This window comes from Rhodococcus sp. NS-SX18, from assembly GCF_057367935.1.
On sequence record NZ_CM170633.1, the window covers coordinates 1859416 to 1883762 of the forward strand.

The window sequence follows — 24347 nt, forward strand, 5'->3', positions numbered from 1 at the left end:
GACGGCGGACGAAAGGGGGCAGTCCCCGTGGGGTACATGCCGGTGACGGACTCGATGTTCCTGCTCGCCGAGTCGCGGGAGCGCCCGATGCACTTCGGTTCGCTGGAACTGTTCACCCCGCCGCCCGACGCCGGTCCGGGGTACGTCACCGACCTCTACAACCGGCTCGTCGCCGACGCGCACGTCGACGAGCTGTTCCGCAAGCGACCGGCCGATCCGGTGTCGAGTCTCGGCTACACCTGGTGGACCGTCGACGACGAGATCGATCTCGAGTACCACGTCCGGCACTCGGCGTTGCCGGCACCGGGGCGGATCCGCGAGCTGTTCACCCTCGTCTCCCGCCTGCACAGTGGGCTGCTCGACCGGCACCGGCCCCTGTGGGAAGCGCACGTGATCGAAGGGCTCGCCGACGGCCGGTTCGCCGTCTACACGAAGATGCACCACGCGCTGCTCGACGGGGTCTCCGGGCTGCGGCTGCTGCAACGCACCTACACCGCCGACCCGAGCGTGCGCGACTTCCCGGCGCCGTGGCACCTGCCACCCCGCCCCCGATCCGGGAACGGATCCGGGACCGCAGAGCGGACGTCGACCATTGGTACGGTGCGCTCCGTGGCCGGCGACGTGATCGGCGCGGCGCCCGTTGCGCTGCGGATCGCGCGGACCGTGCTCGGCGGGCGCCGCGTCGCACTGCCGTACGAGGCCCCGCGGTCGATGTTCAACGTCCCGATCGACGGCACGCGACGTTTCGCGGCGCAGTCCTGGAGCCGCGCACGCATCACTCGGGTGCGGCGCGCGGCCGGCGTGTCGAGCAACGACGTCGTCGTCGCCATGTGCGCCGGGGCCATTCGCGCGTACCTCCTCGAACGGCAGGCGCTGCCCGAGACCCCGCTGATCGCGATGGTCCCGGTGTCGCTACGCGCGAAGGACACCCCCGAATCGGCCTCGGGCGGCAACAGCGTCGGGGTCACGCTGTGCAACCTCGGCACCCATCTCGAGGACCCGCTCGCCCGGCTGTCGACGGTCAGCGACTCGATGGCGGAGGGCAAAACCCTGTTCGGCGGCATGACACCGCTGCAGGCGACGGTGTGGTCGGCGCTCAACATCGCCGGACTCGCGCTGGCGCCGATCTCGGGCGCGGTCGCCCTGGCGCCGCCACCGTTCAACCTCATCATCTCCAACGTGCCGGGACCTCGGGAACCGGTGTACCGCGGCGGATCCCGGCTCGACGGGATCTACCCGGTCTCGGTCGTGCTCAGCGGCCAGGCACTCAACATCACGCTGACCAACACCGCGGACACCGTCGACTTCGGCGTCGTCGGGTGCCGCCGCACCGTCCCCGCGCTGCAGCGACTGCTCGGGCATCTCGAGGACGCCCTCGCGGAACTCGAACTTGCACTCGATATTTCGTGAGAGGGTCAGTCCCGCAGCGACGAGCTGCGCGGATCCTGCGGTGTCGAGCTGCGCGGGTTCTGCGGTGTCGAGCCGCGCGGGACCTGCGGTGTCGAGCCGCGCGCCCCCGTGCTGTGCAGGGCGTCGACGAGTTCCCCCTCGAGCGCCACGAACTCCGGTGACGTCAGCGTATCCAGGCCCCGAGGGCGCGGCAGCGGCACCGCCACCTCGTGGCACACCCGCGCCGGGCGGGGCGTGAGCACCAGCACCCGATCCGACAGCAGCAGCGCCTCCCGCACGTCGTGGGTGATCATCAGCACCGTCCAGCGGTCCCGCTGCCACACCTGCTGCAACCACAACTGCATCTCGGTGCGGGTCAGCGAATCCAGCGCGCCGAACGGTTCGTCCAGCAGCAGCACATCGCGGCCCTGCAGCACCGTCCGTGCCAGCGCCGCGCGCTGCCGCATCCCACCCGAGAGCTGCCGCGGGGCGGCATCCTCGAAACCGGCGAGACCGAAGGCGGGGAACAACTTCCGTGCCCGGTCCCGCGCCTCACCGCGGGGCGTGCCCTGGACCTCGAGGCCGAGCGCGCAGTTGTCGAGCACACTGCGCCACGGAAACAACAGATCCTTCTGCGGCATCAGCGCGGCCCGTCCCGGGGCGGCCGGCCGCCCGGCGACCGTGACGGCGCCGGTGTCGGGCACGTCGAGGCCGGCGATCAACCCGAACAGGGTGGACTTGCCGCAGCCGCTCGGACCGATGAGCGAGACGAACTCGCCCTCGGCCACCGCGAACTCGGCGCCGTCGAGCACGGTGCGCCCACCGAACGCCTTGTGCACGCCGGTGACGGCGACGGCGTTCACCGGGGGCTCCTCGTCGCCAGCGCCCACGGCGCCACCACCCGCTCCGCGGCGTAGGTGAGCAGATACAGCGCGAGTGAGAGCATCGCGGTGACGAGCACCGCCGCCAGCACCAGATCGGTCCGGAACGAGTTCTTCTGGGTGCTCATGTAGATCCCGAGTCCCGACGTGGCGCCGACGTACTCGGCGAAGACCGCACCGACCACGGCGTAGGTGATCCCGATGCGCAGCGCCGTGAAGAACCGGGGCAGCGCCGACGGGAGCCGCACGTACCGGAACTCCTGCCGGCGCGAGGCACCCATGCTGCGCAGCAACGCCCCCGCCTCCCGGTCCGCGGCCGCGAAGCCCTCGATCAGGCCGATCGCCATGGGGAAGAACGTGGCGAGCGCGATCACCAGGATCTTCGGCAGCAGCCCGAATCCGAACCAGATGATCATCAGCGGCGCGATCGCGATGATCGGCAGGGTCTGCGACACCACGAACAACGGCACCAGGGCGCGGCGCAGCCACGGCGAGAAGTCCACGACGATCGCCAGAGCCCACGCGACCGCCAGGGACACCGCGAAGCCGACGAGCGTGACCTGCAGCGTCGACCAGGCGTGACCGGCGATGTCGGCGCGGTGCGCCCACCCCTGCCCGAGGACCCGGGCGGGGGAGGGCAGCACCTGCGGGCGGATGCCGCTGACCGCCACGTACAGCTGCCAGCAGAGGGCCAGCGCGACGACGGTCACCGCGGCCGGTGCGACGCGCCGCAGCCAGGGGTTCCGGGTCGGGTCAGGGCGTGAGGTAGTCATCGGTGAAGTAGGTCGACCAGTCCGGCTCGGTGGTCAACGGTGCGCCGTCGGGACCGGCGAGCAGGCCCTTCTCGAACAGGAACCGGGAGTACCCGGTCCATCGCTCGAGGGTGAGGGTGCCGACACGGCCGTTCTCGTCGCGCATGTAATCGGCCGACAGCATCCGCTGACTCTCGTAGACGAGTTCCTCGTCGGAGAACGCCCCCGGGTTGGCCTCGATCAGGGCGCGCGCGCCGCGGTCGGGATCCTGCGCGGCGATCTCGTAGCCGCGCTGGACGGCCTGCACGAACGCGCGGGCCTGGTCCGGGTGTTCGGCCAGCCAGTCCTCGTTGCCGTCGATCACGATCGCGTAGGCGTCGGGGAACCCGTAGTCGGTGTAGCGGAAGTACCGCATCGGCAGCCCGCGGTGCTCGGCCTCGATGCCCTCCCACGCCAGGTAGGAGACGGTGAAGTCGGCGGTGCCGGAGTACACGGCCTCGTAGGCGGAGGTGCCGAGGGTGACGGAGGTGAAGTCGCCGCGCCCGCCGTCGTTGCGGATCACCTGGGCGAGCGTCTCCTCGTCGCCCGGGTCGCCGAAGCCGGCGTAGGTGCGGGAATCGAGGTCCGCGGGCCGGGACAGGTCGGCGCGGTCGGCCTTGACGGCGATGCCGGTCGCCCAGTGCTGCAGCGGCGCGAGCACCGAGACGGTGCGCGAGCCAGCCGCCCGGGAGAACGTCGCCTGCGCCTGCGTGGAGATTCCGAACTCGGCGTTGCCGGCGTCGACGAGGGTGTCCGGGGTGGTGTTGTTGTAGGGCAGGAACTCGACGTCGAGACCGGCGTCGGCGAACAGACCCTCCTGCTGGGCGACGTACAGGCCGGTGTGGTTGGTGTTCGGCGTCCAGTCCAGGGCGAATCGGATGGTGTCACCGGAATCGTCGCTGTTCCCGGCGCAGGACGCGGTGAGCAGCAGTGCGGCGGTGACGGCGGCCAGGACGGTGAACCGGCGGCGCAGCCGGGGGAGCGTGGTCATGAGGCCGGCCACTCCTGGATGTTGAGTGCGGTGTCCCAGAACAGCAGCTCGTAGCGCGTGGCGATGGTGAACGCCTCGGTCATGGCGTCGCGCTCGGCGTCGGTGGCGGCCGCCGCCGCGGCGTCGACGAGGTCGCGGGCGCCGGCGACCGCGGCGTGGAACTCGGGCGCGTCGTAGGTGGTGACCCACTGGGCGTAGGGGTGGGCGGGATCCGCGGCGAGCACGTCGGCGGCGCGGACGGCGAGATCGCGGCCGACCTCGGCGTAGATCCAGAAACAGGGGAGTACCGCGGCGGCGCCCACCGGATACGGGTCGGTGGCGACGGTGGCGGTGAGATAGGAGACGTAACCGAGGCAGGCGGGCGAGTGCGCGGGGGTGTCCTCGGCGGGCGGCAGGACCCCGCCGGTGAGCAGACCCCGGTGCAGGGCGGATTCCTCGGTGGCGGCCGTGGCCGCGCTGTTCGCCCAGAACGCGGCGGTGCCCGGGTCCGGGGCCTTCGCCGCGAGGAGGGCGAGTGCCTTGGCGTACCCGGCGAGGTACAGGGCGTCCTGCTCGATGTAGAAGCGGAACGCGTCGAGCGGCAGTGTTCCGTCGCCGAGGCGGCGCAGGAACTCGAGGTCGTCGATGGCCTCGCGCAGGACCTTGGTCCGGTCCCACAGCAGATCGGTGAAGCGGTCGGTCCCTGCCGGGACCGACGCGCGGGCAGGCATGGTCATGCCAGGACATCCCTTCGTCAGCATTACCTGATCAGGTTCGACGGGTGTGATCTCAGCCCCGCGCACATGCGGAGCACCCCGTGTCTACGGAGCCGACGATAGCACTCGGCGCAGACCGCCTCCGTCGCCCGGGTCGGCGGGGTCCGCATGCAACCTGTCTGTTGTTGGTACCTTGGCCCCAGACCGTTCGTTCGGGAGGGACCGTGGACGCCGAGACGCTCATCGTCGGCTGCAAGTACGGCGACGTACGCGGCTACCGCGACGGCTCCGTCTACACGTGGAAGGGCGTCCCGTACGCCGCGCCGACGTCCGGTGACCTCCGGTTCCGCGCCCCCGAACCGCCGGAGCCATGGACCGACGTGCTCGACGCGCGGCGCTTCGGGCCCATCGCGCCGCAGGGACGCAACAACCCGATCCCCATCGATCCGGGGCTGACGATCGGTGAGGACTGCCTCTCGCTGAACATCTGGGCGCCGGAGCCGGACGGGGAGCCGCGGCCGGTGATGGTGTGGATCCACGGCGGTGCCTACGTCCTCGGCTACTCGGGGCAGCGGATCTACGACGGACGGTTGCTCGCCGAGCGCGGCGACGTCGTCGTGGTGACGGTCAACTACCGGCTCGGTGCGCTCGGCTTCCTCGACTTCTCGTCGTTCTCCACCGCCGGGACCACCTTCGAATCCAATGTGGGACTGCGGGATCAGATCGCCGCCCTCGAGTGGGTACGCGACTGCATCTCCGCGTTCGGGGGCGACCCCGACCGGGTCACCGTGTTCGGCGAGTCGTCGGGCGGTGGGTCGCTGACCACCCTGATGACCGTGCCCCGCGCGGAGGGGTTGTTTCACCGGGCCATCGCGCAGAGTCCGCCGGCGACGTCGGCGTACGGGTCCGAGCGGGCCGCCCGGGTCGCCGAGCGGTTCCTCGAGATCCTCGACCTCACCCCGGCGCGGGTGTGGGCGCTGCGGGACATGCCGCACGAGACGCTGACCGACGCGGGTGACGTGCTCGTCGGGGAGATTCCCACGAAGTTCCCCGGCACGCTCGCGATGGCGCCCGTGGTCGACCGCGACCTGGTGCCGAAGTACCCGGTGGCGGCGTTCCAGAAGGGGCTCGCGCACCGGATCCCCCTGATCATCGGCTCCAACAAGGACGAGCCGTCGATCTTCCGCTTCATGAAGTCCCCGTTGATGCCGGTGAGCGACGCCTCCGTGCAGGCGATGCTCGACGCGCTCGCCGAGGATCACCCGGAACTGCCGCCGGACCGCATCGCGGAGATCATCTCCGCGTATCCGGACGTCACGAAAACGTCGGGGGCGATGGCTCTTTCGCGCGACGCCGGGTTCAGGATGCCGGTGGTGTGGATCGCCGACGCGCACAGCGCCCACTCGCCGACGTGGGTGTACCGGTTCGACCATGCGACCCCGATGCTCAAGGCGGCGCGGATCGGTGCCGGTCACGCCACCGAACTGCCGTACGTCTTCGGCAATTTCGGGACGCTCGATCGTGACCCCACGTTCTGGCTCGGTGGCCGCAAGGCTGCGACGACGATCTCGGGCCGGATCCAGCGTCGCTGGCTCGCCTTCGCGCACCACGGGGTGCCGGCCGCCCTGGACGGATCCCGGCACTGGGCGCCGTACGACACCGACAAGCGCATGACCCTGCTGATCGACAACACCGACTCCCTCGTCCCGGACCCCGACAAGGTGCTGCGTGAGGTGTGGGGCGACCAGGTGATGGGCTTCAGCTGACCACTCCGGGTGGCCGAATGTGACATTCCGTCGGTCTGACCGACGCGATGTGACATTCGGCCGCAAAGGGAACTGGTCTTACCACTTGACCTCTGTCCAAACGGTGGCCTACGGTCGGGTCGTGATGTTCGAGCCGATCGCCCGCAAGTCCGCCTCCGGCGAGGTGTACGACCAGATCGCCGCCCGCGTGCTCGGCGGCGATCTCGCCGCCGGGGCGTCGCTGCCGAGTGAACGCCACCTCGCCGAGGCCTTCGGGGTGTCGAGACCCGCTGTCCGCGAAGCTATTTCCCGGCTCGCGCACGCCGGCCTGGTGGAGGTGCGTCAAGGGGAGGCGACGTCGGTGCGCGACTTCCGCACCCAGGCCGGGCCGGAACTGCTCCCGCGACTGCTCGTGCGCGACGGGCGACCCGACTGGGACGTCGTCCGCAGCGTCCTCGAAGCCCGGCAACTCATCGGCCGCCAGGTCGCCCGGCTCGCGGCCGCCCGCGCGACCGAAGAGACGGAACTCCGACTGCGCGAGTCCGTGGCACGTCTCGCCGCGGGAGACGACCCCGTCGCATTGCAGGTCGCCGCCCTCGGATTCTGGGAACACGTCGTCGATGCCGCCGACTCCCTCGCGTTCCGGCTGATCTTCAACAGCCTGCGCAACGCGTACGAGCCGGCCATGACCGCGATGGCCGGGGTGCTGATCGCCGAGGTCGGACGCGCCGACCTCTACGAACGGCTCGCCGGCGCCATCGTCGCGCGCGACGAGGACGGCGCCGAACGCACTGCCGGCGAACTGCTCGATCTGGGCACGTCGGCCTTGACCACCGCCATCGAGCACGCCGAACATGGAGATGCGAGGAACCGGACATGAGCACGAATCGGACCGAAGGACGGGGCCGTCGCGCCTCGATGGGCCTGCGGGACGCCGCCGCCGAGTTCGTGCGGCACCCGTCGCCGTGGATGATCGGCGCAATGCTCGCCGCCGCGGTCGTCGCACGGATCCTCGTCGGCGACTGGCAGGTCACGGACGCGTTGGTCCCACTGGTCGCCCTGCTGGTGTTCCCGCTGGTGGAGTGGGTCATCCACGTCGGCATCCTGCACTGGCGGCCGCGCCGGATCGGTGGGCTGACGCTCGATTCGCTGCTGGCCCGCAAGCACCGCGAACACCACAGCGACCCGCGCGACGTGCCGCTGGTCTTCATCCCCTGGCAGACCCTGGCATGGCTGTTGCCGGTGCTCGTCCTCGTCGCGTGGCTCGTCTTCCCCAGACCAGGACTGGGACTGACGTTCCTCGTAACCCTCGGTGTCCTCGGCTCGATCTACGAGTGGACGCACTACCTCATCCACACGGACTACCGCCCCAGCTCGCGGCCCTACCGCGCGGTGTGGCGTCATCACCGGCACCACCATTTCAAGAACGAGCACTACTGGTTCACCGTCACCACCGCCGGCACTGCCGACCGGATTCTCGGCACCGAACCGGACCCGGCGACGGTCGAGACCTCGCCGACCGCCCGGAACCTGCACGCGACCAGGTGATCCGCTGCCCGGACCGCGCTCGCGGGGAGATTGCCGGCGAGAGACGGTGACCTTGCGATGCCGTCGCCGAAACCGTGCACCGGGTAACATTCCCGGAACCAGCATCCAGACCAGGGAGGGGCTGTGGCGAGTGACTTCTCCGTCGGCGACCATGTCCGATGGAACTCCGAAGCCGGATACGTCGAGGGCGTCATCGTCAAGAAGCACACCGAGGACGTGGAGTTCAAAGGACGTACTCGGCGGTGCTCCGAAAGTCACCCTCAGTACGAGATCAAGAGCGACAAGACCGATCACATCGCGATGCACAAGGGCGACGCGCTGACCAAGCTGTAGCGCCCGAGTCTCGATGGTCACTCGCATCCCGACGGTCGGTCACTCGAGACGAGATGAGCATCTTCGACGGTGAGCAGCCTGTCGAAGGTGGCGACAGCGCGGTGCCGAGCTTGCTCGCTGCGGCGCCTATTGCGACAGTCGTGCGCCGCCGGGAGTGGTGGCGAAGACGTGGACGTGCGACGGGTCGATGCGCACGTGCACGACCTGCCCCTTCGCCGGCGGGTTTCGCCAGTCGACCCTGGCCACAATCGGTTCGTGCCGTGCGCCCACCCGGATGCGCCCGAAGACGAACGCTTCCGAACCGAGTTCCTCGACCACGTCGATCTCGAGTTCGAGTCCGTCGTCGGCGAGTTCGACGTGCTCGGGCCGGATCCCGAACACCACCTCACGTCCGGCCGCCGACAGCGTGGCCCGCGGCACCGGAATCACCTGATCGCCGAAGCTGATCCCCCCATCGGTGACGGGCACGGTGAACAGGTTCATCGAGGGCGAGCCCATGAAACCGGCAACGAAGACGTTTGTCGGCCGCCGGTACAACTCGCGCGGGCTCGCGCACTGCTGCAGGACGCCGCCCCGGAGCACCGCGACCCGGTCGCCCATCGTCATCGCCTCGACCTGGTCGTGCGTGACGTAGACGGTCGTCGTGCCCAGCTGGCGCTGCAACTTGGCGATCTGCGTCCGGGTCTGCACCCGCAGCTTCGCGTCGAGATTCGACAGCGGCTCGTCCATGAGGAACACCTGCGGCTGGCGGACGATGGCGCGGCCCATGGCAACTCGCTGCCGCTGGCCGCCCGACAACGCCTTCGGCTTACGGTCCAGATACGCGCCGAGGTCGAGCATGTCGGCGGCCTCGCTCACACGGCGTCGGATCTCGGCCTTGTGGGTACCGGCGAGTTTCAGTGCGAAGCCCATGTTCTCTGCGACGCTCATGTGCGGGTAGAGGGCGTAGTTCTGGAACACCATTGCGATGTCGCGTTCCTTGGGTTCGGCGTGCGTGACGTCGCGGCCGCCGATGGTGATGCGACCGCCGTCGACGTCCTCGAGACCGGCGAGCATGCGTAGCGAGGTCGACTTACCGCAACCGGACGGGCCGACCAGGACGAGGAATTCGCCGTCCTCGATGTGCAGGTCGAGCCGGTCCACCGCGGGGCTGTCCGAACCGGGGAACAGCCGGGTCGCGTGGTCGTACGTGATGGTTGCCATGAGAAAAGTGAGTCCCTCCACCGGCAGGAACGTGCCGGACGATCCGAGTGAGTGAGGTGAGTGGTGCGGGTGGTGTCAGTGCGTGGTTGTCGAACTGGCGGTGTCGATGAGCGGCACGCGGCTCGAGGACGAGATGGTGCCGAATTGCGGTCCGTGGCCGTTGTCGAAGCCCCACGTCGTCCAGGTGCCGTCTCGTGTCCGCCGCATCTGCACCGCGTACAGGTCGGTGGTGTCGACGTTCGCCGCCTCGGTGATCTTCCACGGCCCGAGCAGGGACTGCCCTTCGGCGATCCAGGTCCCGGACTGGTGTTCGGCGTGAACGCTGGTGTTCTTGGGTGCGCAGGAGAACACCAGGACCGGTTTCCCGTCGACGATGTGCGCCTGCAGGACTTCCATCTCGCCGAATCCGGCGGGCGTCGAGAGTGGGGGTCGGACGTGCCAGCTGCTCAGGTCCTCGCTGGTGGCGTGGCCGACGACGGCGCGGCCCTCGGGATCGCCGGAGTTGGCGCGGGCGGTGATCAGCATGTGCCACCGACCGGCGTGCTCGAAGACGTAGGGGTCGCGCCAGGCCTCGTCCGGCCAGCTTCCCTCGCCGAGGCGTTCGTACCAGCGGCCGTCGGCCTCGAGGACGAGGTCGGGGTCCTTGGTCCAGGTGAGCAGGTCCGAGGAGGTGGCGCGGCCGATGCGTTGTCTGAGGCCGTTCTCGGCCCGGCTGACGCCGGTGTAGAACATGCTCCAGAGTCCGTCGGTATCGCGGACGACGGAGCCGGTCCAGGTCGCGAGGTCGTCGAAAGCGGGGGCGTCGGAGGGCGCCAACGCGTCGGCGGTCAAGGTCCATTGCGCGCCGTCCCGTGACGTCGCGTGTCCGATGGTGGCACGGTAGTGGCGGCGTTCGCGGTCCTGCAGGGCACGCGAGGCGCGGAGAAAGAACAGGTGGTAGTCGGTGCCGTCGTCGGCCATCCAACTGTCCCAGACCCAGTGGTCGGGAAGGGCGAGTCGCATCATGTCTCCTGGGGATGTTCGGCCGTCGGGCGGTCGTGTTCTCGGCGCGAAGGGCCGTCCGCGGTCGCCGCTGCCGGGCGCCTCCGGTCCGGTGCCGGGCCGGTGCTGGCGCGGACGGTGAGTGTGACCGGGGCCGTGACGGAGGTGGGTACGCCACCGTCCGCAGTGGGGCCGGGATTCAGCGTGTCCAAGACCAGGCGGGCGGCGATCTCGCCCTGCTCACGGACGGATTGGTGCACCGTGGTCAGGTCGGTGAGTGCGGCGAGGGGATGATCGTCGATTCCGACCACGGAGACGTCGTCGGGTATCCGCAGGCCCCTGCGCCGCAGGGTTCTGATCGCGCCGAGGGCGAGTTCGTCGCTGTGCGCGAACACAGCCGTGGGGGCGTGCTCCGGGTTCGCGTCGAGAATGTCGGCCATCGCCGAGGCGGCGTTGAGGCCGCCCCAGTCGACGTCGCGGATGAGAGAGTGATCGACTGCGATCCCGGCCTCGGTCAAGGCGTCGACGTACGCCGCCGAGCGGCCGGAGCGGGCCGGCCAGCCGGGCTGGTCCGGGTCGTGGGCGGCGATCATGGCGATACGTCGGTGGCCCAGTTCCAGAAGGTGATCGACGGCCAGGCGGCCGGCGCGGTAGTCGTCGATGCAGACGTAGGGGTAGTCGGCGTTCTGGCCACCGGCGGCGATGATGCCGACGCCCATCAACGCGAGTCGTTCCTGCTCGTGCTGATCGACCGGGAATGCGACCACCACGACGGCGTCGACCTTTCGGCGGGCGGGCAGCCGGGTGAAGAAGTCGTGGCGGTCGTCGGCGTCGCCGACCTGGTACAGCAACAGGTCGAAGTGGGCAGCTGAGAGCACCGTCTCGATGCCACTCACCATCTCACCGAAGAACCAGCGCTCGATGTGGGGGACCGCCAGCGCCACCCGTCGGGTCGGGCCGCCGGCGAGGCGGACCGCATCCGGGGAGACGACGTAGTCGAGGCGGCGGGCGGTGGCGAGGACCTTCGCCTTCGTCGCCGCCGACACGCCGTACGAGTCGTTGAGGGCGCGTGAGGCCGTGGTCAGCGAAACCCCGGCCTCCCGGGCGACGTCGCTGAGGCTCAACGAAGCAGGTCGATTGGACACAAGCCCGATGGTAGACCGATCTCCCTTGATTTCGGAAGCGCTTCCGACATACGCTTCGGAAGCGCTTCCGAAATGTGATGCGCATCTCAATGCGGAGGAGTTATGAACTCACACCACTCGACCCCGGCCCGGTGGGCGCGCAGATTCGCAGCCCTCGCAGGCGCCGCGGTCCTGCCGACGGTGGTGGCGTGCGCGCCGCCGGGCAGCGGCAACACCGCGACCGTACCGACTGATCCGGGGCCGGTGAGCATCGATCTCGGCACCGATCCGATCGAGTTGACCCTGTACGACGGTGCAGGGTTGAAGAAGATCGACGAGGCTCTGATCGCGGCGTTCACCGAGCGCCATCCGAACGTGACCATCACCCCGCGCTACGACCCCGACGACGTACAGGCCGTCAACGCCCCCCGGGTGCTCGCGTCGGAGAATCCGCCGGACATCGCGCGGATCATCGCACTGCCCGCCGCGGTAGCCAACCGCCAGCTCACGGAACTCGATCCGTGGGCCGACGCCTACGGCTGGAACGCTCTACCGCCGGGACAGAGGGCCATGTACCGGGTCGATGCGAACGGGGTCCGCGGCACCGGCCCGCAATACACGATGGCCAGCGGGTTCACAGTAACCGGCTTCTACTACAACAAGGATCTCGCCGACCGGATCGGGATGGCCGAGCCTCCCGCTACCGTCGCGGAGTTCGAGCGGGCCCTGGCGTCGGCGAAAGGTGCCGGACTCGTCCCGATCATGGCCGGCAACAAGAGCTCGCAGGTCACCTTCCTGGTCCAGATGATGCTGAACAGCGCCCTCGGCCCGGACGCGGTCGACGACTGGGTCTTCAACGCGCCCGGCGCCACCCTCGACACCCCCGCTGCGGTCGACGCGGCCGCGGTGGTGGCCGACTGGGCCGCGAAAGGCTACCTCCCCGCGGACACCAACGGCACCGACGCCACCGCCGCCGCCGGGCGGTTCGCCGCGGGCGAGGCCCTGTTCTACGTCTCCGGGAACTGGGATGCCGCGACCCTACAGGCCAAGATGGGCGAGAACGTCGGCTTCACCCTTCCGCCCGTGCCCAGCGGGTCACCCGTTGCGGCCATGTCCGACCCGGTGTCGAACTTCGCGATTCCCTCGGGCTCGGACGAAAAGAACGCCGCCGCAGCCTTCCTGGACTTCCTCCGCTCCGACGCCGGCCGGCAGGTCGTGGTCGACGCCGGCTTCGCCCCCTCCGGTACCGGCCCGGTCCCGGCCACCGCGCCCGGCTCGCTGGGCGCCGAGATCCAGGCGGCCTTCGACGAACTGGTCGCCGCCGACGGCCAGGTCCAATTCGTGCAGAACGCCACCAACGGTATGTCCGGCACCTGGTTGCCGCAGGTCCAGATGCTCGTCGCCGGCCGCACCACGCCCGGCGAGATGATGGCCGCCATCCAATCCGCATACGAGCAGGACCTGCTGAGATGACCTCTACCGCACACGCCCCCCAGGCATCCCCCACGCAGGCGTTTCCGCATCGCGCCGCCACCCGGCCGGGGCGGGGCCGCCACGCCAGGCGAGCCCTGACCGGATGGCTGTTCGTCCTGCCCGCCGCGGCGATGTACACCGTCTTCGTCCTCCGGACGCTGCTGGCCACCCTCTGGTACTCCCTCTACAACTGGGACGGCATCTCCGTCGGCAGCTGGGTGGGGCTCGGCAACTACCGCCGCGTGCTCACCGACCCGCAGTTGCTGTCCTCGATCGGGCACGCGTTCTTCCTCATCTTGTTCTTCACCGTTCTTCCGGTGATCGGCGGCCTTCTCGTCGCCGCCATGCTCCAGGAGATCCGCATACGCGGCCTCGGTACCCTCGCCCGCACCTTACTGTTCCTGCCGCAGATCATTCCCGGCGCGGCCGCGGCGGTCGCCTGGGTGTGGATGTTCTCGACCGACGGCACCGTGAACCAACTGCTCTCGGCCGTGGGCCTGGGTGGGCTCACCCGCTCCTGGCTCGGCGACTTCGACTGGGCCCTGCCCGCCGTCGGTGTCATCGGCACCTGGCTCGGCCTCGGATTCTGCACCATCCTGCTGATGGCCGGCATCGGGAAGATCGACGTCTCGATCTACGAGGCCGCCCGGCTCGACGGCGCAGGCTTCTTCAGCACCTTCCGGTGCGTCACCGTTCCCGCCCTGCGGGCCGAGATCGGGGTCTGCGTCACCGTCACCATCATCGCCGCCCTGGCCAGCTTCGACATCGTATTCATGTCGACCCAGGGCGGACCCGGCTACGCGACCACCGTGCCCGGCGTCCAGATCTACCAACTCGGCTTCACCGAATCCCGGGTCGGTCTCGCCAGCGCCCTCGCTGTCGTCCTCACCGTCCTGATCCTGCTGATCGTCCTGCCGATCCAGCGCTTCTTCAGAGAGACTTGATCATGAAAACCTCGGTTCGCCAACGAATTCCCGGACTCGTCCTGCTGCTCGGCACCATGATCTTCTCGATCCTGCCGCTGCTGAGCATGTTGTCGGCGGCACTTCAGCCGCAGGGCACCGTCCCGCTTGGGCTGTCATGGCCGTCGAACCCGCAGTGGCACAACTTCGTCGACGCCTGGCGCGTCGCGGAGGTGACACCGCTGATGGTCTCGAGCATCATCCTCGTCGCCGGCGTCGTTCCGGTCGCAGCGCTGTTCGCCGCGATGGCCGGCTACGGGCTCGGGCAGTTGCACGTGCCCGGAGGCACCGTCGTCTTCCTGCTCCTGCTCCTGGGATTGACCCTCCCGAAGGAAGCGACGATCGTGCCGCTCTACTACCAGCTGCGCGAGATGAACCTGCTCGACACCCGCCTCGGGCTCATCCTGGTCCTCATCGGCACGTTCACGCCCTTCGCCGTCTTCTGGATGCGAGCCCACTTCTTGTCCATGCCGAAAGAGCTCACCGAGGCTGCGGCCCTGGACGGGGCGGGCCCCTGGCAGGCCTTCCGTCACATACAGATCCCGCTCGCGGTTCCGGCGCTGGCCTCGCTGTGCCTGCTGCTGTTCCTGTGGACCTGGAACACCTTCCTGCAGGCAATCGTCCTCATCGACGACCCCGGTAAGCGGACCATGGCGGGCGCACTGCAGAACTTCGTCGGCCAATACTCCACCGACGTCGTCCTTCTCAACGCCGGATCCCTGCTGATCATGGCACCGACCATCGTGGTGTTCCTGCTGTTCCAGCGCCACTTCGTCAAGGCGATGATCGCCGGCGCCGTCAAGGGCTGACCCGTGCCGCCCACACAACCCCGCCCACACCGTCCCCAGGGGGAGACCATGCCCACATCCCGTCAGTGGTGGCACGACGCCGTCATCTACCAGGTGTATCTGCGCAGCTTCGCAGACGGCACCGGTGACGGCATCGGCGACCTCGCAGGGCTCGCCGAGCGCCTGCCGTATCTCGTCGACCTCGGCGTCGACGCTGTCTGGATCACCCCCTGGTATCCGTCCCCGATGGCGGACGGCGGCTACGACGTCGCCGACTTCCGCGACATCGATCCGCTCTTCGGCACTCTCGACGACGCGGACACCCTGCTGGCCGCCGCCCACGCCGCCGGACTCCGCGTCATCATCGACCTGCCCGCCAACCACACCTCCGACAGCCACCCCTGGTTTCGGGAGGCCTTGCGCAGCGCCCCCGGTTCGCGAGAGCGCGCCAGATACTTCTTCCGCCCCGGCCGCGGTGACACGGGCGAACTTCCGCCGAACGACTGGATCAGCGCCTTCGGCGGACCGGCCTGGACCCGCACCACCCGAGACGACGGACAGGCGGGCCAGTGGTATCTGCACCTGTTCGCACCCGAACAACCCGACCTCGACTGGACCAACCCCGAGGTCCGCACCGAATTCGCCGACGTTCTGCGCTTCTGGTTCGATCGCGGCGTCGACGGCATACGCATCGACGCCGTGTCGGCAATGGCCAAGGTTCCCGGACTGCCGGATGCCGGCCACGCACCGGGAGCCCGGTTCGAATCGAGCACGTGGGTCGACAATCCGCACTGGGATGTCGACGAACTTCACGACATCCTGCGCGAGTTTCGCGCCATCGCCGACGAATACGGCCCCGATCGCATGTTCGTCGCCGAGGCGATCGTCCGCAGCCCCGAGCGCCTGGCCCGCTATGTGCGCCCCGGCGAGTTGCACACCGCCTTCAACTTCGACTTCCCGAGAGCCGGCTGGGATCCGACAGCGCTGCGCGAGGCCATCGACCGCAGCCGCGAGGCCCTCCGCGAGGTCGGTGCACCGACCACCTGGGTGCTTTCGAGCCACGACGAAACCCGGCACCTCACCCGATTCGGGCGCGCCGAAACCAGCACCCTGCCGATGACCCTGACCGCCGCCACCGACTCCGATCTCACCCTCGGCACCCGGCGCGCCCGCGCCGCGGTCCTGCTCATGCTCGGTCTGCCGGGCGGTGCCTACCTCTACCAGGGCGAGGAGCTCGGCCTCGAGGAGGTCACCGACCTCCCTGCGGAACTGCTGCAGGACCCGACCTGGGAACGGTCCGGGCACACCATCCGTGGCCGCGACGGATGCCGGGTCCCGCTGCCCTGGAGCGGCGACCACCCACCCTTCGGATTCGCCGCCGACGACGTCCGGCCGTGGCTACCCCAACCCGACAGCTGGAAGTCGAAGACCGTCGTCGCCTTGTCCGACGCCCCCGATTCGATGCTCACCCTCTACCGCACCGCACTCCGGCTCCGACGCACACTGCCCGCCCTGCGCGACGACTCCTTCTCCTGGCAGCCGTCGCCCCCCGATACCCTCGCCTTCGACCGCGGGACGGCGTTCCGGTGCGTTGTGAATCTGTCCCGCCACCCGATTGCGATCGACCCGGACGCAACCGTCCTGCTCGCCTCCACCGACCTGAACGATGCACGTTCTCTGCCACCGGACACCGCCGCCTGGTTGCGCACCAGCCGGTAGGGCGGTGGCGCACCCACTCCACCCCGTTCCCGCTCGATCGGCCCGGCTCCGGCGTCCCCCGCAGCGACGGCACCCTCAACGCTTCTCCGGACGCCGTGACCTGCGCTGCGCCGTGACGTTCTCGACGGAGCCGATGGTGGGGGCGAGCCGCCACAATCCGGCGGCGGCGAGAAGGTGCCACAGTGCGTGGCCCTGAAGCGCACTGCTCGGCCGGCAGAGCGATGTCCGGTCGCCGAGGGTGCCGAGCAGGGCACCCGACGCGAGAAGAAGTGCCGCGACGATCGTCGACCGTCGCAGGTGCGGGCGGATGCGGGCGCGGTCGAGGGCCAGTCCGACGGCGACGACGGCCAGCAATGCCTGTACGACGGTGGAGACCGACGGCCCGGCGGCCACGACGGGAACCATCAGGAACGGAACGACGCGCCACCACCACGGTGACAGCCGAGTGCCGAACCGGTCCGAAGCGGCGTCTACGGCGACGAAGGCGAGCAGCGTCGCGAGAGGGAGGTCGTGTGCGTACGCCTGCCACGGCGGGTTCGGTCCGTGCGCGACGAGCGACCCGGCGCCGACCGCGACGACGAGCAGACCGTAGGTGACGCTCGCCGTGTCCCGGCGCGCGAGGACCGCGACACCGGCCACTACGAAGGCCAGGCTGCTGACGGTGGCCGCGGGCTGGCCGACGAGGCCTGTGCCTCGATACAGCTCGCAGGCGTTCGCCAGCATCATGGCTCGAGATTAGCCGCTGCAGGCCGGTCGCAGATGTGCACCGCGGAACCGGGGATGGGATGCCGCCACCGGTGAAGGGAAGCGACGCGGTGCCCGTTTCGAGAGGGCTGCGCGGATCGGGCATGTCCGCGCGGCAGACGGTCGCTCGGACATACAGCCCGCCTGCAGCCGGTGAACGAGACGGACCGGGTCTCGGATGAGTAAACGGCATGTCCGCCAGCGCGAGTCGGAGTTGAATGGATACCCCAGGGGTAGTGGAACTCGACAACAACCAATCCGAAGTCATGGTTCACCGTCGCCCGTCCCGGTTGCGACCTGTGCGGGCGGCGCAGCGGTTCGGGGTGCACGATGAGCGAAGCAGTGACAGAGCTCCGGGGGAGAGGGCGCGAGCCTGTCGAGCCCCGATGGGAACCCTCCCTACTCGACGACGAGACTCCTGGCGACGGTGTGCCGCTCCGGCGTCTGCTCGCGGTGGCCACGTTGACCCGAGCGCAGGCTGCACTGCTCGTCGACGATCTGATCTGCCGGCTCGAACGCCGTCGGCACCGCTGTCCGAGCCGGCTGCGGGACGACGCGGTGACGGTGTCCGAGGTCGGACGGCTCACGATCGCATGGAACGAGAGCGCGACGGACGGGCGCGCAGCGGACGAGTCGGCGGCGAGACTGCTCCGCGGCATCGTGACGAGCTGCCGCTGTCCGGAGTGGGCCGAACAGGTGAACGAATCGATCGACGAAGCAACAGATCTCGCGGACCTGATGCACCGGGTCCGGCACACGATCGCAGCGGACCGCGACCTGGCCGAGGAGTCCCGGGTGCGGTGCCAGCTCGCCGCACTCGTCGCGGTGATGACGGGACGTCCCTTTCCGGACGGCCCGGCGGTGGCGCGGGCGGACGCGCCGCGGAGTCCGGACCGAGGGGCCGGGACGTCTCTCGCCCCGGCCGGATGGTATCCGCCGGTGCGCAGTGGGTGGCATCGCCGGCGGAGACGACCGTCGCGACGGCAGGGGGTGCTCGGCCTCGTCGCGATCCTGATTCTCGTCGGGACGCTGTGGGTGGCGCCGCGGGCGTGGGAGGAGTTGCGCCGCGGCTGGGACGCCGTCCTGAACCCGGTGGATACGGGGGAGCCGAACCGGATCGAGCCGGTCTCGCCTCCGCCACCCGAACCTGAGGGCGGTCAGGACGGGTCGGCAGTGGGCGCGGGCACGACGGCGCCCGGGCCGGTCCAGGTCGGCGCCCCGGCAAGCGCGGGTCCGATCAAGCTGGTCACCGCCACCTTCGCCAACGGTGGATGCGCGCCCGGACGCATGTGCGCCGTCCGGGTGGACGTACACCTCGACTCCACGGCAAGTGCCGGCACCGTGACCTGGGCGCTGAACGTCTACGACAGATGTTCCGGCGCGGTCGGCACGAGCGCCGAGGTCTCGCTGGCCGCCCAGCCGGGCGAGGAGGAGGTGTACGGAATCAGCTGGGCGGATCTGCCACCCGGTAGGGCGCTGGCTGTCGCCGCGGTGACCAGCGCCCCGGCGGCAGCCGCCTCGGAGCCACTGTCGGTGCCCGCCGAGAACGCGACCTGCTGAGACGGCGAGGAGGGGACATGGCCGAGCGCCGGCGGGAATCCGATCCCTGGATCGTCACCGCGGCCGTGGTACTCGTGGTGCTCGGTCTGCTGAATCTCACCGCGATCGGGATGACGTCGAATGCCGTTCGGCACGCATTGTTCGCGGCAGTCGGTCTCGTCCTGATGCGCGTCGTTTCCCGCCTGCGGGCGACTGATCTGCGGGCATTCGGATGGGCGGTGCTCGCCGCGGCGACCGTGCTGCTGGCCGCCGTGCCGCTCGCCGGCGTCGCGACCAAAGGCGCTCAACGCTGGCTGGACTTCGGCGTGTTCACCGTCCAGCCCGCCGAACTCGCCAAACTCGCTGTCGTGCTGGTCCCGGCCGGCATTTTGGCCGGTGGCTTCACCCTCGGCCGGTTCGCGGCAGCCCTGACGGCCACCGGGGTACCGATTGCGCTCGTCGCGCTGCAACCGGACCTGTCGACTGCCCTGGTGCTCGTCGCGACGGTCATGGTCATGCTCATCCTGGCCAGGGTGCCGCTGCTGCCCCTGCTTCCGTTGTTCGCGGTGGGAGTCGCGTCGCTGCCGCTCGCCGTTCTCGTCCTCCGCCCCTATCAACTCGAACGCGTGCACGTGTTCCTGTCGAGCAACGTCGACCCGAGTGGGGCGGGCTGGGCCGCGTTGCAGGCGGATATCGCCATCGGCAGCGGCGGATGGTGGGGTCTGGCGCGAGACCCCCTCTACGAGGTGAGAGCCGACTATCTCCCCGAATCGGAACACGATCTCGCCTTCGCGAGCGTCGTGTACGGATGGGGACTGTTCGCCGGCCTGGCAGTCGTGGTCGCCACCACGGTGATCGTGTGGCGGGCGGTGCTCGCCGCCCGCACCGCCCGGACCCGCGAGGCGGCGCTGGTCGCGGCGGGAATCGGCGCGACGTTCGGGATCCACGCCCTGGTATCGATCGGTGCGAGTCTGTCCCTGATCCCGCACACCGGCATGCCGATTCCGCTGTTCAGCTACGGGGGGACGGCCGCCCTCGTCGCATTCGTTGCTGTCGGACTTGTACTCGCGGTGCGCAGAGACGGCGTCGCGCGGCCGCTCTGGCGTCCGGAACCGAGACGGCGCCGCCGCCTTCGAGGGGTGTCGGCAGGGGCGGTCGGGCTGACAGCCGCGCTCGTCGCGATGTCGATGGTCACCTGGCAGCTGCAACACGTCCGCGGTGCGGAGCTCCGCACCGCGGGTGAGGCGCAGATGATGCGCTGTATCCGGCTGCCCGCCGAGCGCGGTCTCATCGTCGACCGCAACGGCGTGCCGCTCGCGCTGAACGCCGCCGAGTACGCCGTTGCCGTCCTGCCCCAGGTGTTCGGCGAGAACGATGCGGGCTCGCGCAGCCGACTCGCGGCGCTGATCGGCCTCTCCTCGGACGAACTGGCCGAGGTGATGAGTGGACGTTCCGAAGGGGAACCGCAGGTTCTCGTCGGCAGGGTCGCACCCGAACAGGCTCGGCAGGTCGTGAACGAACGTTTTCCCGGGGTCCTCGTCGCTCCGTCCGGCCGCAGGACCTACCCGTACGGGGCGATGCTCGCGTCGGTACTCGGCCATGTCGGGGTCGCCGATCAGCAGGACATGGAGCGCTGGCCGCATCTGGCGCTCGGATCACGGGTCGGCAAGGCCGGAATCGAGAAGCAGTACGACGCGTTGCTGCGCGGCACCGACGGCAGGCAGTGCATGTACGTCGATCCGACCGGACGTCCGGTCGCCCCCGGCACGCGGGTGGATCCGATACGGGGACACGACCTGCGGTTGCACCTCGACATCGGCCTGCAGGACCTGGCGACCACTGCGTTGACCGAAGCCGTCCGCACCAGCGGCGGCGACCTGGGGGCCGCGATCGTGATGGACGCCCGCACCGGAGCGGTACGGGCCATGGCCAGCGTGCCCGGATTCGACAACAACGCCTACGGCCCGCCGGCCGACCTCGTCGCCCTCGCGGCGCAGGCCCAGTCGTCCGGGCCGGGGGCGATGGTCAACCACGTCGCCCAGACCGCCGCACCGCCCGGGTCGACGTTCAAGATCGTCACCGCCGCCGCGAACGCCGAGAACCCGGTTCTGGCACCGGAGACCGTGATCGCCACGGGCGCGGCCTACACCTACGGTGGGCACACCTTCCGGAACTGGCAGCCGATGGGGCCGCACGACCTGCTGCAGGCCATCCAGTGGTCCGACAACGTCTATTTCTACCGCCTGGCCGAACTCCTCGGGCCCGAGCGGATCGCCGCGGTCGCCGAGCAACTCGGCGTGGGGCAGCGATCGGGAATCGACCTGCCGGGCGAGGCCGAAGGTTTCCTCGGCACACCGGAGTCGGTGGCACGTATCGGCGCCACCTGGTATCCGGGCTCGACGCTGCTGATGGGCATCGGCCAGGGCACCGTCAGTGCGACCCCGCTGCAGGTGGCGCGCTGGACGACGGGCATCGCCACCGGTGCGATGGTCACCCCTCGGCTCGCAGCGGCGTACGGGTCGGAGGACGACATTCCGATTCCCACGGCGGAGCCGCGCCGGCTGCCGTTCGCCGACCACCTCGGTCCCGTACGGGCGGGGATGCGGGCGTCGGCGTCGGCCGGTACGGCCGGGCAGCTGGCCGATCTGCCGGTGCAGGCGGGCGCCAAGACCGGCACGGCGGAGGACCCGTCCGCGCCCGGGAAGGGTCTCAATGCGTGGTTCTCCGCGGTCGCACCCATGGACGCGCCCGAGATCGTGGTGTCGGTGCTGGTCCGCGGCGGCGGGTTCGGGTCGGCGACCGCCGGGCCGGTGGTCGAGCAACTCCTCCGGTGGTACTTCCCGTCACAGCCGGCCCCGGAGCCGAACCGGTGATCAGCTGCTGTACGCCGCAACCACCTCGGGGTGCTCCAAGCAGGCCTTGGCGCCTTCCGCGACACAGGTGAGGGGACGCTCCGCGGTCTTCACCGGGAATCCGAAGGACTCCTCGAGCAGCTGCGACAGACCGCGCAGCATAGCCCCGCCACCGATGGCGAGCAGCCCCTCCGACATCACGTCGCCGATCGCCTGGGCGGGGAGGTCCTCGAGGCAATCGGTCAGGGTCTGCACGATCCCCGTCGTCGTCGGCCGCAACGCCTCCACGATCTCCTCGATCTCGAGCGTGACCAGCCGCGCGCGGCCGGTGACGGCATCGCGTCCCTCCACGACGAGGGCCTGCCCGTCGGGCGTTCCGGGCGTGCCCACCTTCGCCCGCTCGGCGGTGAGCTCGCCGACGACGATCTTGTGCTCCGCGCGGAGGTACTGGTACAGCGCGGTGGTCAGTTCGTCCCCGGCGAGTCGGCAACTGCGATGGGAGAGAATGCCGCCGAAACAGATCGCGGTGACTTCCGAAGTGCCGCCGCCGATGTCCACGACGAGGTGCGCACGTGCTTCGAGCGGGTTGATCCCACAGCCCAGGGCGCCGGCGACCGGCTCCGGTACCAGGCCGACCTTGCGAAGACCGGCCTCGTGCCCGACCTCGAGCACCGCGCGGCGCTCGAGGGGCGTGGCCCCCGCGGGAACCGAGATCACGCCGTTCGGGCGTAGACCGTACGACCTGTGCGGGGCGACCCGCTTGATGACGGCCGTGACGAAGGTGCGGGCCGACTCCAGATCCACGATCACGCCGTCGCGTATCGGGCGAACCGGGGTGATGCCGACCGGGGTGCGGCCGACCAGCTCACGCGCATCCTGGCCGATCGCAAGCGCGCGATGCGGGTCCTTCTCGCGCACCAGCAGGAACGACGGCTCGTTGAAGACGACGCCGTCTTCGGGGGTGGCGACGACTGTGTTGGCAGTTCCGAGATCGATTCCGAGTCCACCCATGTCGGCCTCCGAAAGGGTTCGAACCGAGACCGTTTCGATGTTACGCAGCGCCGGCTCCGCAGGGGGCGGATATGACGAGTCGCCGACGAGGCCGTCCGTTCGCCGCCGACCGTGTCCGAGCCCGACACCGCCGACGTCCGGAACACGCGTCCCGGGATCTGCTGCGGATCAGTTGCGGTATTCGGGGTTCGCGTCGAGGAACTTCGCGACGTACCAGCACGAGGCCGCGATCTTGCGGCCCTCCGAGCGCGTCTCGTCGAGGGCGTGGCGGACCACCTCGGCGGCGAATCCGTGGCCGCGGAACTGAGGCTGGGTGACGGTGTGGTCGAAGTCGCGCACCCCGTCCGAGTCGGTGTAGTCGGCGAACGCGGCGAGCGTGTCGCCGGTGTACAACGCGAACCTGGACTGGTCGGGGTGATGTTCGATGCGGTGCTCGTCGTTGGTCACACCATCGACCCTACCGGCCTGCGCGGGGGCCGTGGGATCTGCCCGAGGCGGTAATGGGGCCGGCGTGGGATGCGATGTTCTCTTTGTGGACCTGTGTCGAGGGCGGGCCGGTGTGAGCGGTGACGTGGTGGTGACGCGATGCAGGCGACGGTGGAGACGGGGTCAGGCGGTGACCTGGCCGGCCGGGGGGTGCGCCGCGCGGACGGCGTCGACGAACGCGGTCTTGCGCGCCAGGTAGCGGTCGCGGAACTCGTCGAGATCGTCGGTCCCGTCGCTCGAGACGGCGGTGAGGTACCCGAAGAGGGCGACTGCGGCGGTGAGCACCGGCTCGGGGGCGGACAGCCGCATCTCGTTGACGATCGCGTCGAGGTCGACGATGCCGCGGGCGACGGAACGCAGATGCAGATCGTCGGACTGCAGGGCTTCGGCGAGGTCGGCCTCGGCGAGAGCCGAGTGGTCCGCCTCGAACAGGTGGTTGTAGACGGTGTCGGCGGCATGCAGGAAGCGGACCTGCAACGCGCGATCGGCCGCCCGCAGGGGAGCGGCTGCTGCGGCGGCCCGCCGCGACGGTCGCGCGCCGATCCGGGTGGCGAAGACGCCGAGCAGGACGCCGGCCGCGAGTCCCACCGGTACGGCCCACCAGGGCGCCGCACCGCTCGTGAGCAGGTCGGTCAGGGTCTCCACCGTAGGAATGCTAACAGCGGAAGTCACATCAGTCGCACCAGTCACTCTGTTACCGAATCGTTCCGCCGGTGCGATCGGGTGGTTGTGGCAGGTCACTAACGTCAACGGTCGTTCGAAGGAGGTGCCGTATGACCGCATCCGTGCTGTCGGACGCACGACTCGTGCGCGCCCTGTCCGACGAATTCCTTTCGCGGCGGGTCGATTACAAGGCTCTGGAGAGTCTTCACCGCGGGAACGTGGCGGACTGGGCCGCGGCGGCGAGCCGGTTCGCGGCGCTGTCGGACGAGGAGGAACGGCAACTCGTCCGGCGCTGGGAGGGCAATCCCCGCGAACTGCTCGACATCCTGCTCGCACGCGCCGACGAGGTCACCGCACGCCGGTGCCGCACTGCCTGGGTCTCCCTCGACCGGTTCGCGCCGTTCGTCCGCGCGAGCAGCGGCCCGTGAG

General features: G+C 69.8%; 23 protein-coding genes and 1 riboswitch. Of the genes, 12 read left to right on the forward strand and 11 right to left on the reverse strand.

Annotation, left to right across the window (positions count from 1 at the left end):
• Positions 1–27: 27 nt before the first annotated feature.
• On the forward strand, positions 28–1410 hold the full coding sequence (locus AC2IPW_RS08710) for a WS/DGAT/MGAT family O-acyltransferase (RefSeq protein WP_486376705.1): 1383 nt from the start codon (positions 28–30) through the stop codon (positions 1408–1410).
• Between the two features lie 5 nt (positions 1411–1415).
• Here the strand turns inward: AC2IPW_RS08710 and AC2IPW_RS08715 are convergent, their stop codons facing one another.
• From AC2IPW_RS08715 to AC2IPW_RS08730, 4 genes are all read right to left on the reverse strand, one after another.
• Complete coding sequence (locus AC2IPW_RS08715) at positions 1416–2252, reverse strand: ABC transporter ATP-binding protein (RefSeq protein WP_486376706.1); 837 nt, start codon at positions 2250–2252, stop codon at positions 1416–1418.
• Complete coding sequence (locus tag AC2IPW_RS08720; RefSeq protein WP_486376707.1) at positions 2249–3043, reverse strand: ABC transporter permease; 795 nt, start codon at positions 3041–3043, stop codon at positions 2249–2251. The genes AC2IPW_RS08715 and AC2IPW_RS08720 overlap by 4 nt, the downstream gene beginning before the upstream one ends.
• On the reverse strand, positions 3024–4052 hold the full coding sequence (locus tag AC2IPW_RS08725; protein WP_450120954.1) for an ABC transporter substrate-binding protein: 1029 nt from the start codon (positions 4050–4052) through the stop codon (positions 3024–3026). Before AC2IPW_RS08725 ends, AC2IPW_RS08720 begins: the two co-directional genes overlap by 20 nt.
• Entirely contained in the window at positions 4049–4768 is a 720-nt protein-coding gene (locus tag AC2IPW_RS08730; RefSeq protein ID WP_486376708.1) for a TenA family protein, read from the reverse strand. The genes AC2IPW_RS08725 and AC2IPW_RS08730 overlap by 4 nt, the downstream gene beginning before the upstream one ends.
• A riboswitch (TPP riboswitch) is annotated at positions 4761–4859 on the reverse strand. It overlaps the preceding gene by 8 nt.
• Positions 4860–4971: 112 nt before the next feature.
• Between AC2IPW_RS08730 and AC2IPW_RS08735 the strand changes: the two genes are divergently transcribed.
• The 4 genes from AC2IPW_RS08735 to AC2IPW_RS08750 all read left to right on the forward strand — a co-directional run bounded on the left by AC2IPW_RS08735 (position 4972) and on the right by AC2IPW_RS08750 (position 8373).
• Positions 4972–6513 carry a carboxylesterase/lipase family protein gene (locus tag AC2IPW_RS08735; RefSeq protein ID WP_486376709.1) on the forward strand — a complete coding sequence of 514 codons (1542 nt, stop codon included), beginning with the start codon at positions 4972–4974 and terminating at the stop codon, positions 6511–6513.
• 124 nt (positions 6514–6637) lie between these two features.
• Positions 6638–7372, forward strand: a complete 735-nt coding sequence (locus tag AC2IPW_RS08740; protein WP_450120967.1) for a FadR/GntR family transcriptional regulator — start codon at positions 6638–6640, stop codon at positions 7370–7372.
• Positions 7369–8040 (forward strand): sterol desaturase family protein, encoded by a 672-nt coding sequence (locus AC2IPW_RS08745; RefSeq protein WP_450120951.1) that lies wholly within the window; start codon positions 7369–7371, stop codon positions 8038–8040. The genes AC2IPW_RS08740 and AC2IPW_RS08745 overlap by 4 nt, the downstream gene beginning before the upstream one ends.
• A gap of 123 nt (positions 8041–8163) precedes the next feature.
• A complete protein-coding gene (locus tag AC2IPW_RS08750) occupies positions 8164–8373 on the forward strand; it encodes a hypervirulence associated TUDOR domain-containing protein (RefSeq protein ID WP_054374508.1) in 210 nt (69 codons plus the stop codon).
• Between the two features lie 126 nt (positions 8374–8499).
• Here the strand turns inward: AC2IPW_RS08750 and AC2IPW_RS08755 are convergent, their stop codons facing one another.
• From AC2IPW_RS08755 to AC2IPW_RS08765, 3 genes are all read right to left on the reverse strand, one after another.
• Positions 8500–9576, reverse strand: coding sequence for an ABC transporter ATP-binding protein (locus AC2IPW_RS08755; protein ID WP_416063245.1), 1077 nt, complete (start codon positions 9574–9576; stop codon positions 8500–8502).
• Between the two features lie 75 nt (positions 9577–9651).
• The gene (locus AC2IPW_RS08760) at positions 9652–10581 is read right to left on the reverse strand and encodes a glycoside hydrolase family 68 protein (RefSeq protein ID WP_486376710.1); all 930 of its coding nucleotides are present in this window, start codon (positions 10579–10581) and stop codon (positions 9652–9654) included.
• Positions 10578–11702: a LacI family DNA-binding transcriptional regulator gene (locus tag AC2IPW_RS08765; RefSeq protein WP_486376711.1), complete on the reverse strand. Its 1125-nt coding sequence runs from the start codon at positions 11700–11702 to the stop codon at positions 10578–10580. The genes AC2IPW_RS08760 and AC2IPW_RS08765 overlap by 4 nt, the downstream gene beginning before the upstream one ends.
• A 102-nt stretch (positions 11703–11804) precedes the next feature.
• Between AC2IPW_RS08765 and AC2IPW_RS08770 the strand changes: the two genes are divergently transcribed.
• From AC2IPW_RS08770 to AC2IPW_RS08785, 4 genes are read left to right on the forward strand one after another with little or no spacing between them, the layout of a single operon-like run.
• A complete protein-coding gene (locus AC2IPW_RS08770; RefSeq protein ID WP_486376712.1) occupies positions 11805–13154 on the forward strand; it encodes an ABC transporter substrate-binding protein in 1350 nt (449 codons plus the stop codon).
• Positions 13151–14098, forward strand: coding sequence for a carbohydrate ABC transporter permease (locus AC2IPW_RS08775; RefSeq protein ID WP_486376713.1), 948 nt, complete (start codon positions 13151–13153; stop codon positions 14096–14098). The genes AC2IPW_RS08770 and AC2IPW_RS08775 overlap by 4 nt, the downstream gene beginning before the upstream one ends.
• A 2-nt stretch (positions 14099–14100) precedes the next feature.
• Positions 14101–14925, forward strand: coding sequence for a carbohydrate ABC transporter permease (locus AC2IPW_RS08780; protein WP_054374513.1), 825 nt, complete (start codon positions 14101–14103; stop codon positions 14923–14925).
• Positions 14926–14973: 48 nt separating this feature from the next.
• A complete protein-coding gene (locus AC2IPW_RS08785; RefSeq protein ID WP_450120946.1) occupies positions 14974–16623 on the forward strand; it encodes a glycoside hydrolase family 13 protein in 1650 nt (549 codons plus the stop codon).
• A 75-nt stretch (positions 16624–16698) separates the two neighbouring features.
• Here the strand turns inward: AC2IPW_RS08785 and AC2IPW_RS08790 are convergent, their stop codons facing one another.
• Positions 16699–17349: a hypothetical protein gene (locus tag AC2IPW_RS08790; protein ID WP_450120945.1), complete on the reverse strand. Its 651-nt coding sequence runs from the start codon at positions 17347–17349 to the stop codon at positions 16699–16701.
• A gap of 447 nt (positions 17350–17796) precedes the next feature.
• Here AC2IPW_RS08790 and AC2IPW_RS08795 point away from each other — a divergent pair, with 447 nt between their 5' ends.
• Together AC2IPW_RS08795 and AC2IPW_RS08800 are read left to right on the forward strand one after the other, a co-directional pair.
• A complete protein-coding gene (locus tag AC2IPW_RS08795) occupies positions 17797–18927 on the forward strand; it encodes a hypothetical protein (RefSeq protein WP_450120944.1) in 1131 nt (376 codons plus the stop codon).
• A gap of 17 nt (positions 18928–18944) precedes the next feature.
• Entirely contained in the window at positions 18945–21779 is a 2835-nt protein-coding gene (locus AC2IPW_RS08800) for an FtsW/RodA/SpoVE family cell cycle protein (RefSeq protein WP_450120943.1), read from the forward strand.
• Here the strand turns inward: AC2IPW_RS08800 and mreB are convergent, their stop codons facing one another.
• The 3 genes from mreB to AC2IPW_RS08815 form a co-directional block, all read right to left on the reverse strand.
• A complete protein-coding gene (gene mreB / locus AC2IPW_RS08805; protein ID WP_040781454.1) occupies positions 21780–22769 on the reverse strand; it encodes a rod shape-determining protein in 990 nt (329 codons plus the stop codon).
• A 168-nt stretch (positions 22770–22937) separates the two neighbouring features.
• Positions 22938–23216: a GNAT family N-acetyltransferase gene (locus AC2IPW_RS08810; RefSeq protein WP_003935193.1), complete on the reverse strand. Its 279-nt coding sequence runs from the start codon at positions 23214–23216 to the stop codon at positions 22938–22940.
• Positions 23217–23378: 162 nt separating this feature from the next.
• Positions 23379–23900 (reverse strand): hypothetical protein, encoded by a 522-nt coding sequence (locus tag AC2IPW_RS08815; protein ID WP_450120942.1) that lies wholly within the window; start codon positions 23898–23900, stop codon positions 23379–23381.
• Positions 23901–24028: 128 nt separating this feature from the next.
• Between AC2IPW_RS08815 and AC2IPW_RS08820 the strand changes: the two genes are divergently transcribed.
• Positions 24029–24346, forward strand: coding sequence for a hypothetical protein (locus tag AC2IPW_RS08820; RefSeq protein ID WP_450120941.1), 318 nt, complete (start codon positions 24029–24031; stop codon positions 24344–24346).
• Position 24347 lies beyond the last annotated feature (1 nt).

What these genes read in the sequence shown, in the direction of transcription:
- AC2IPW_RS08785 (WP_450120946.1), top strand. Translation starts at nt 14,974, where the DNA reads ATGCCCACATCCCGTCAGTGGTGGCACGACGCCGTCATCTACCAGGTG.
- AC2IPW_RS08755 (WP_416063245.1), bottom strand. Translation starts at nt 9,576, where the DNA reads ATGGCAACCATCACGTACGACCACGCGACCCGGCTGTTCCCCGGTTCG.
- AC2IPW_RS08780 (WP_054374513.1), top strand. Translation starts at nt 14,101, where the DNA reads ATGAAAACCTCGGTTCGCCAACGAATTCCCGGACTCGTCCTGCTGCTC.
- AC2IPW_RS08770 (WP_486376712.1), top strand. Translation starts at nt 11,805, where the DNA reads ATGAACTCACACCACTCGACCCCGGCCCGGTGGGCGCGCAGATTCGCA.
- mreB (WP_040781454.1), bottom strand. Translation starts at nt 22,769, where the DNA reads ATGGGTGGACTCGGAATCGATCTCGGAACTGCCAACACAGTCGTCGCC.
- AC2IPW_RS08775 (WP_486376713.1), top strand. Translation starts at nt 13,151, where the DNA reads ATGACCTCTACCGCACACGCCCCCCAGGCATCCCCCACGCAGGCGTTT.
- AC2IPW_RS08720 (WP_486376707.1), bottom strand. Translation starts at nt 3,043, where the DNA reads ATGACTACCTCACGCCCTGACCCGACCCGGAACCCCTGGCTGCGGCGC.
- AC2IPW_RS08740 (WP_450120967.1), top strand. Translation starts at nt 6,638, where the DNA reads ATGTTCGAGCCGATCGCCCGCAAGTCCGCCTCCGGCGAGGTGTACGAC.
- AC2IPW_RS08790 (WP_450120945.1), bottom strand. Translation starts at nt 17,349, where the DNA reads ATGATGCTGGCGAACGCCTGCGAGCTGTATCGAGGCACAGGCCTCGTC.
- AC2IPW_RS08820 (WP_450120941.1), top strand. Translation starts at nt 24,029, where the DNA reads ATGACCGCATCCGTGCTGTCGGACGCACGACTCGTGCGCGCCCTGTCC.
- AC2IPW_RS08725 (WP_450120954.1), bottom strand. Translation starts at nt 4,052, where the DNA reads ATGACCACGCTCCCCCGGCTGCGCCGCCGGTTCACCGTCCTGGCCGCC.
- AC2IPW_RS08745 (WP_450120951.1), top strand. Translation starts at nt 7,369, where the DNA reads ATGAGCACGAATCGGACCGAAGGACGGGGCCGTCGCGCCTCGATGGGC.
- AC2IPW_RS08760 (WP_486376710.1), bottom strand. Translation starts at nt 10,581, where the DNA reads ATGATGCGACTCGCCCTTCCCGACCACTGGGTCTGGGACAGTTGGATG.
- AC2IPW_RS08800 (WP_450120943.1), top strand. Translation starts at nt 18,945, where the DNA reads ATGGCCGAGCGCCGGCGGGAATCCGATCCCTGGATCGTCACCGCGGCC.
- AC2IPW_RS08730 (WP_486376708.1), bottom strand. Translation starts at nt 4,768, where the DNA reads ATGACCATGCCTGCCCGCGCGTCGGTCCCGGCAGGGACCGACCGCTTC.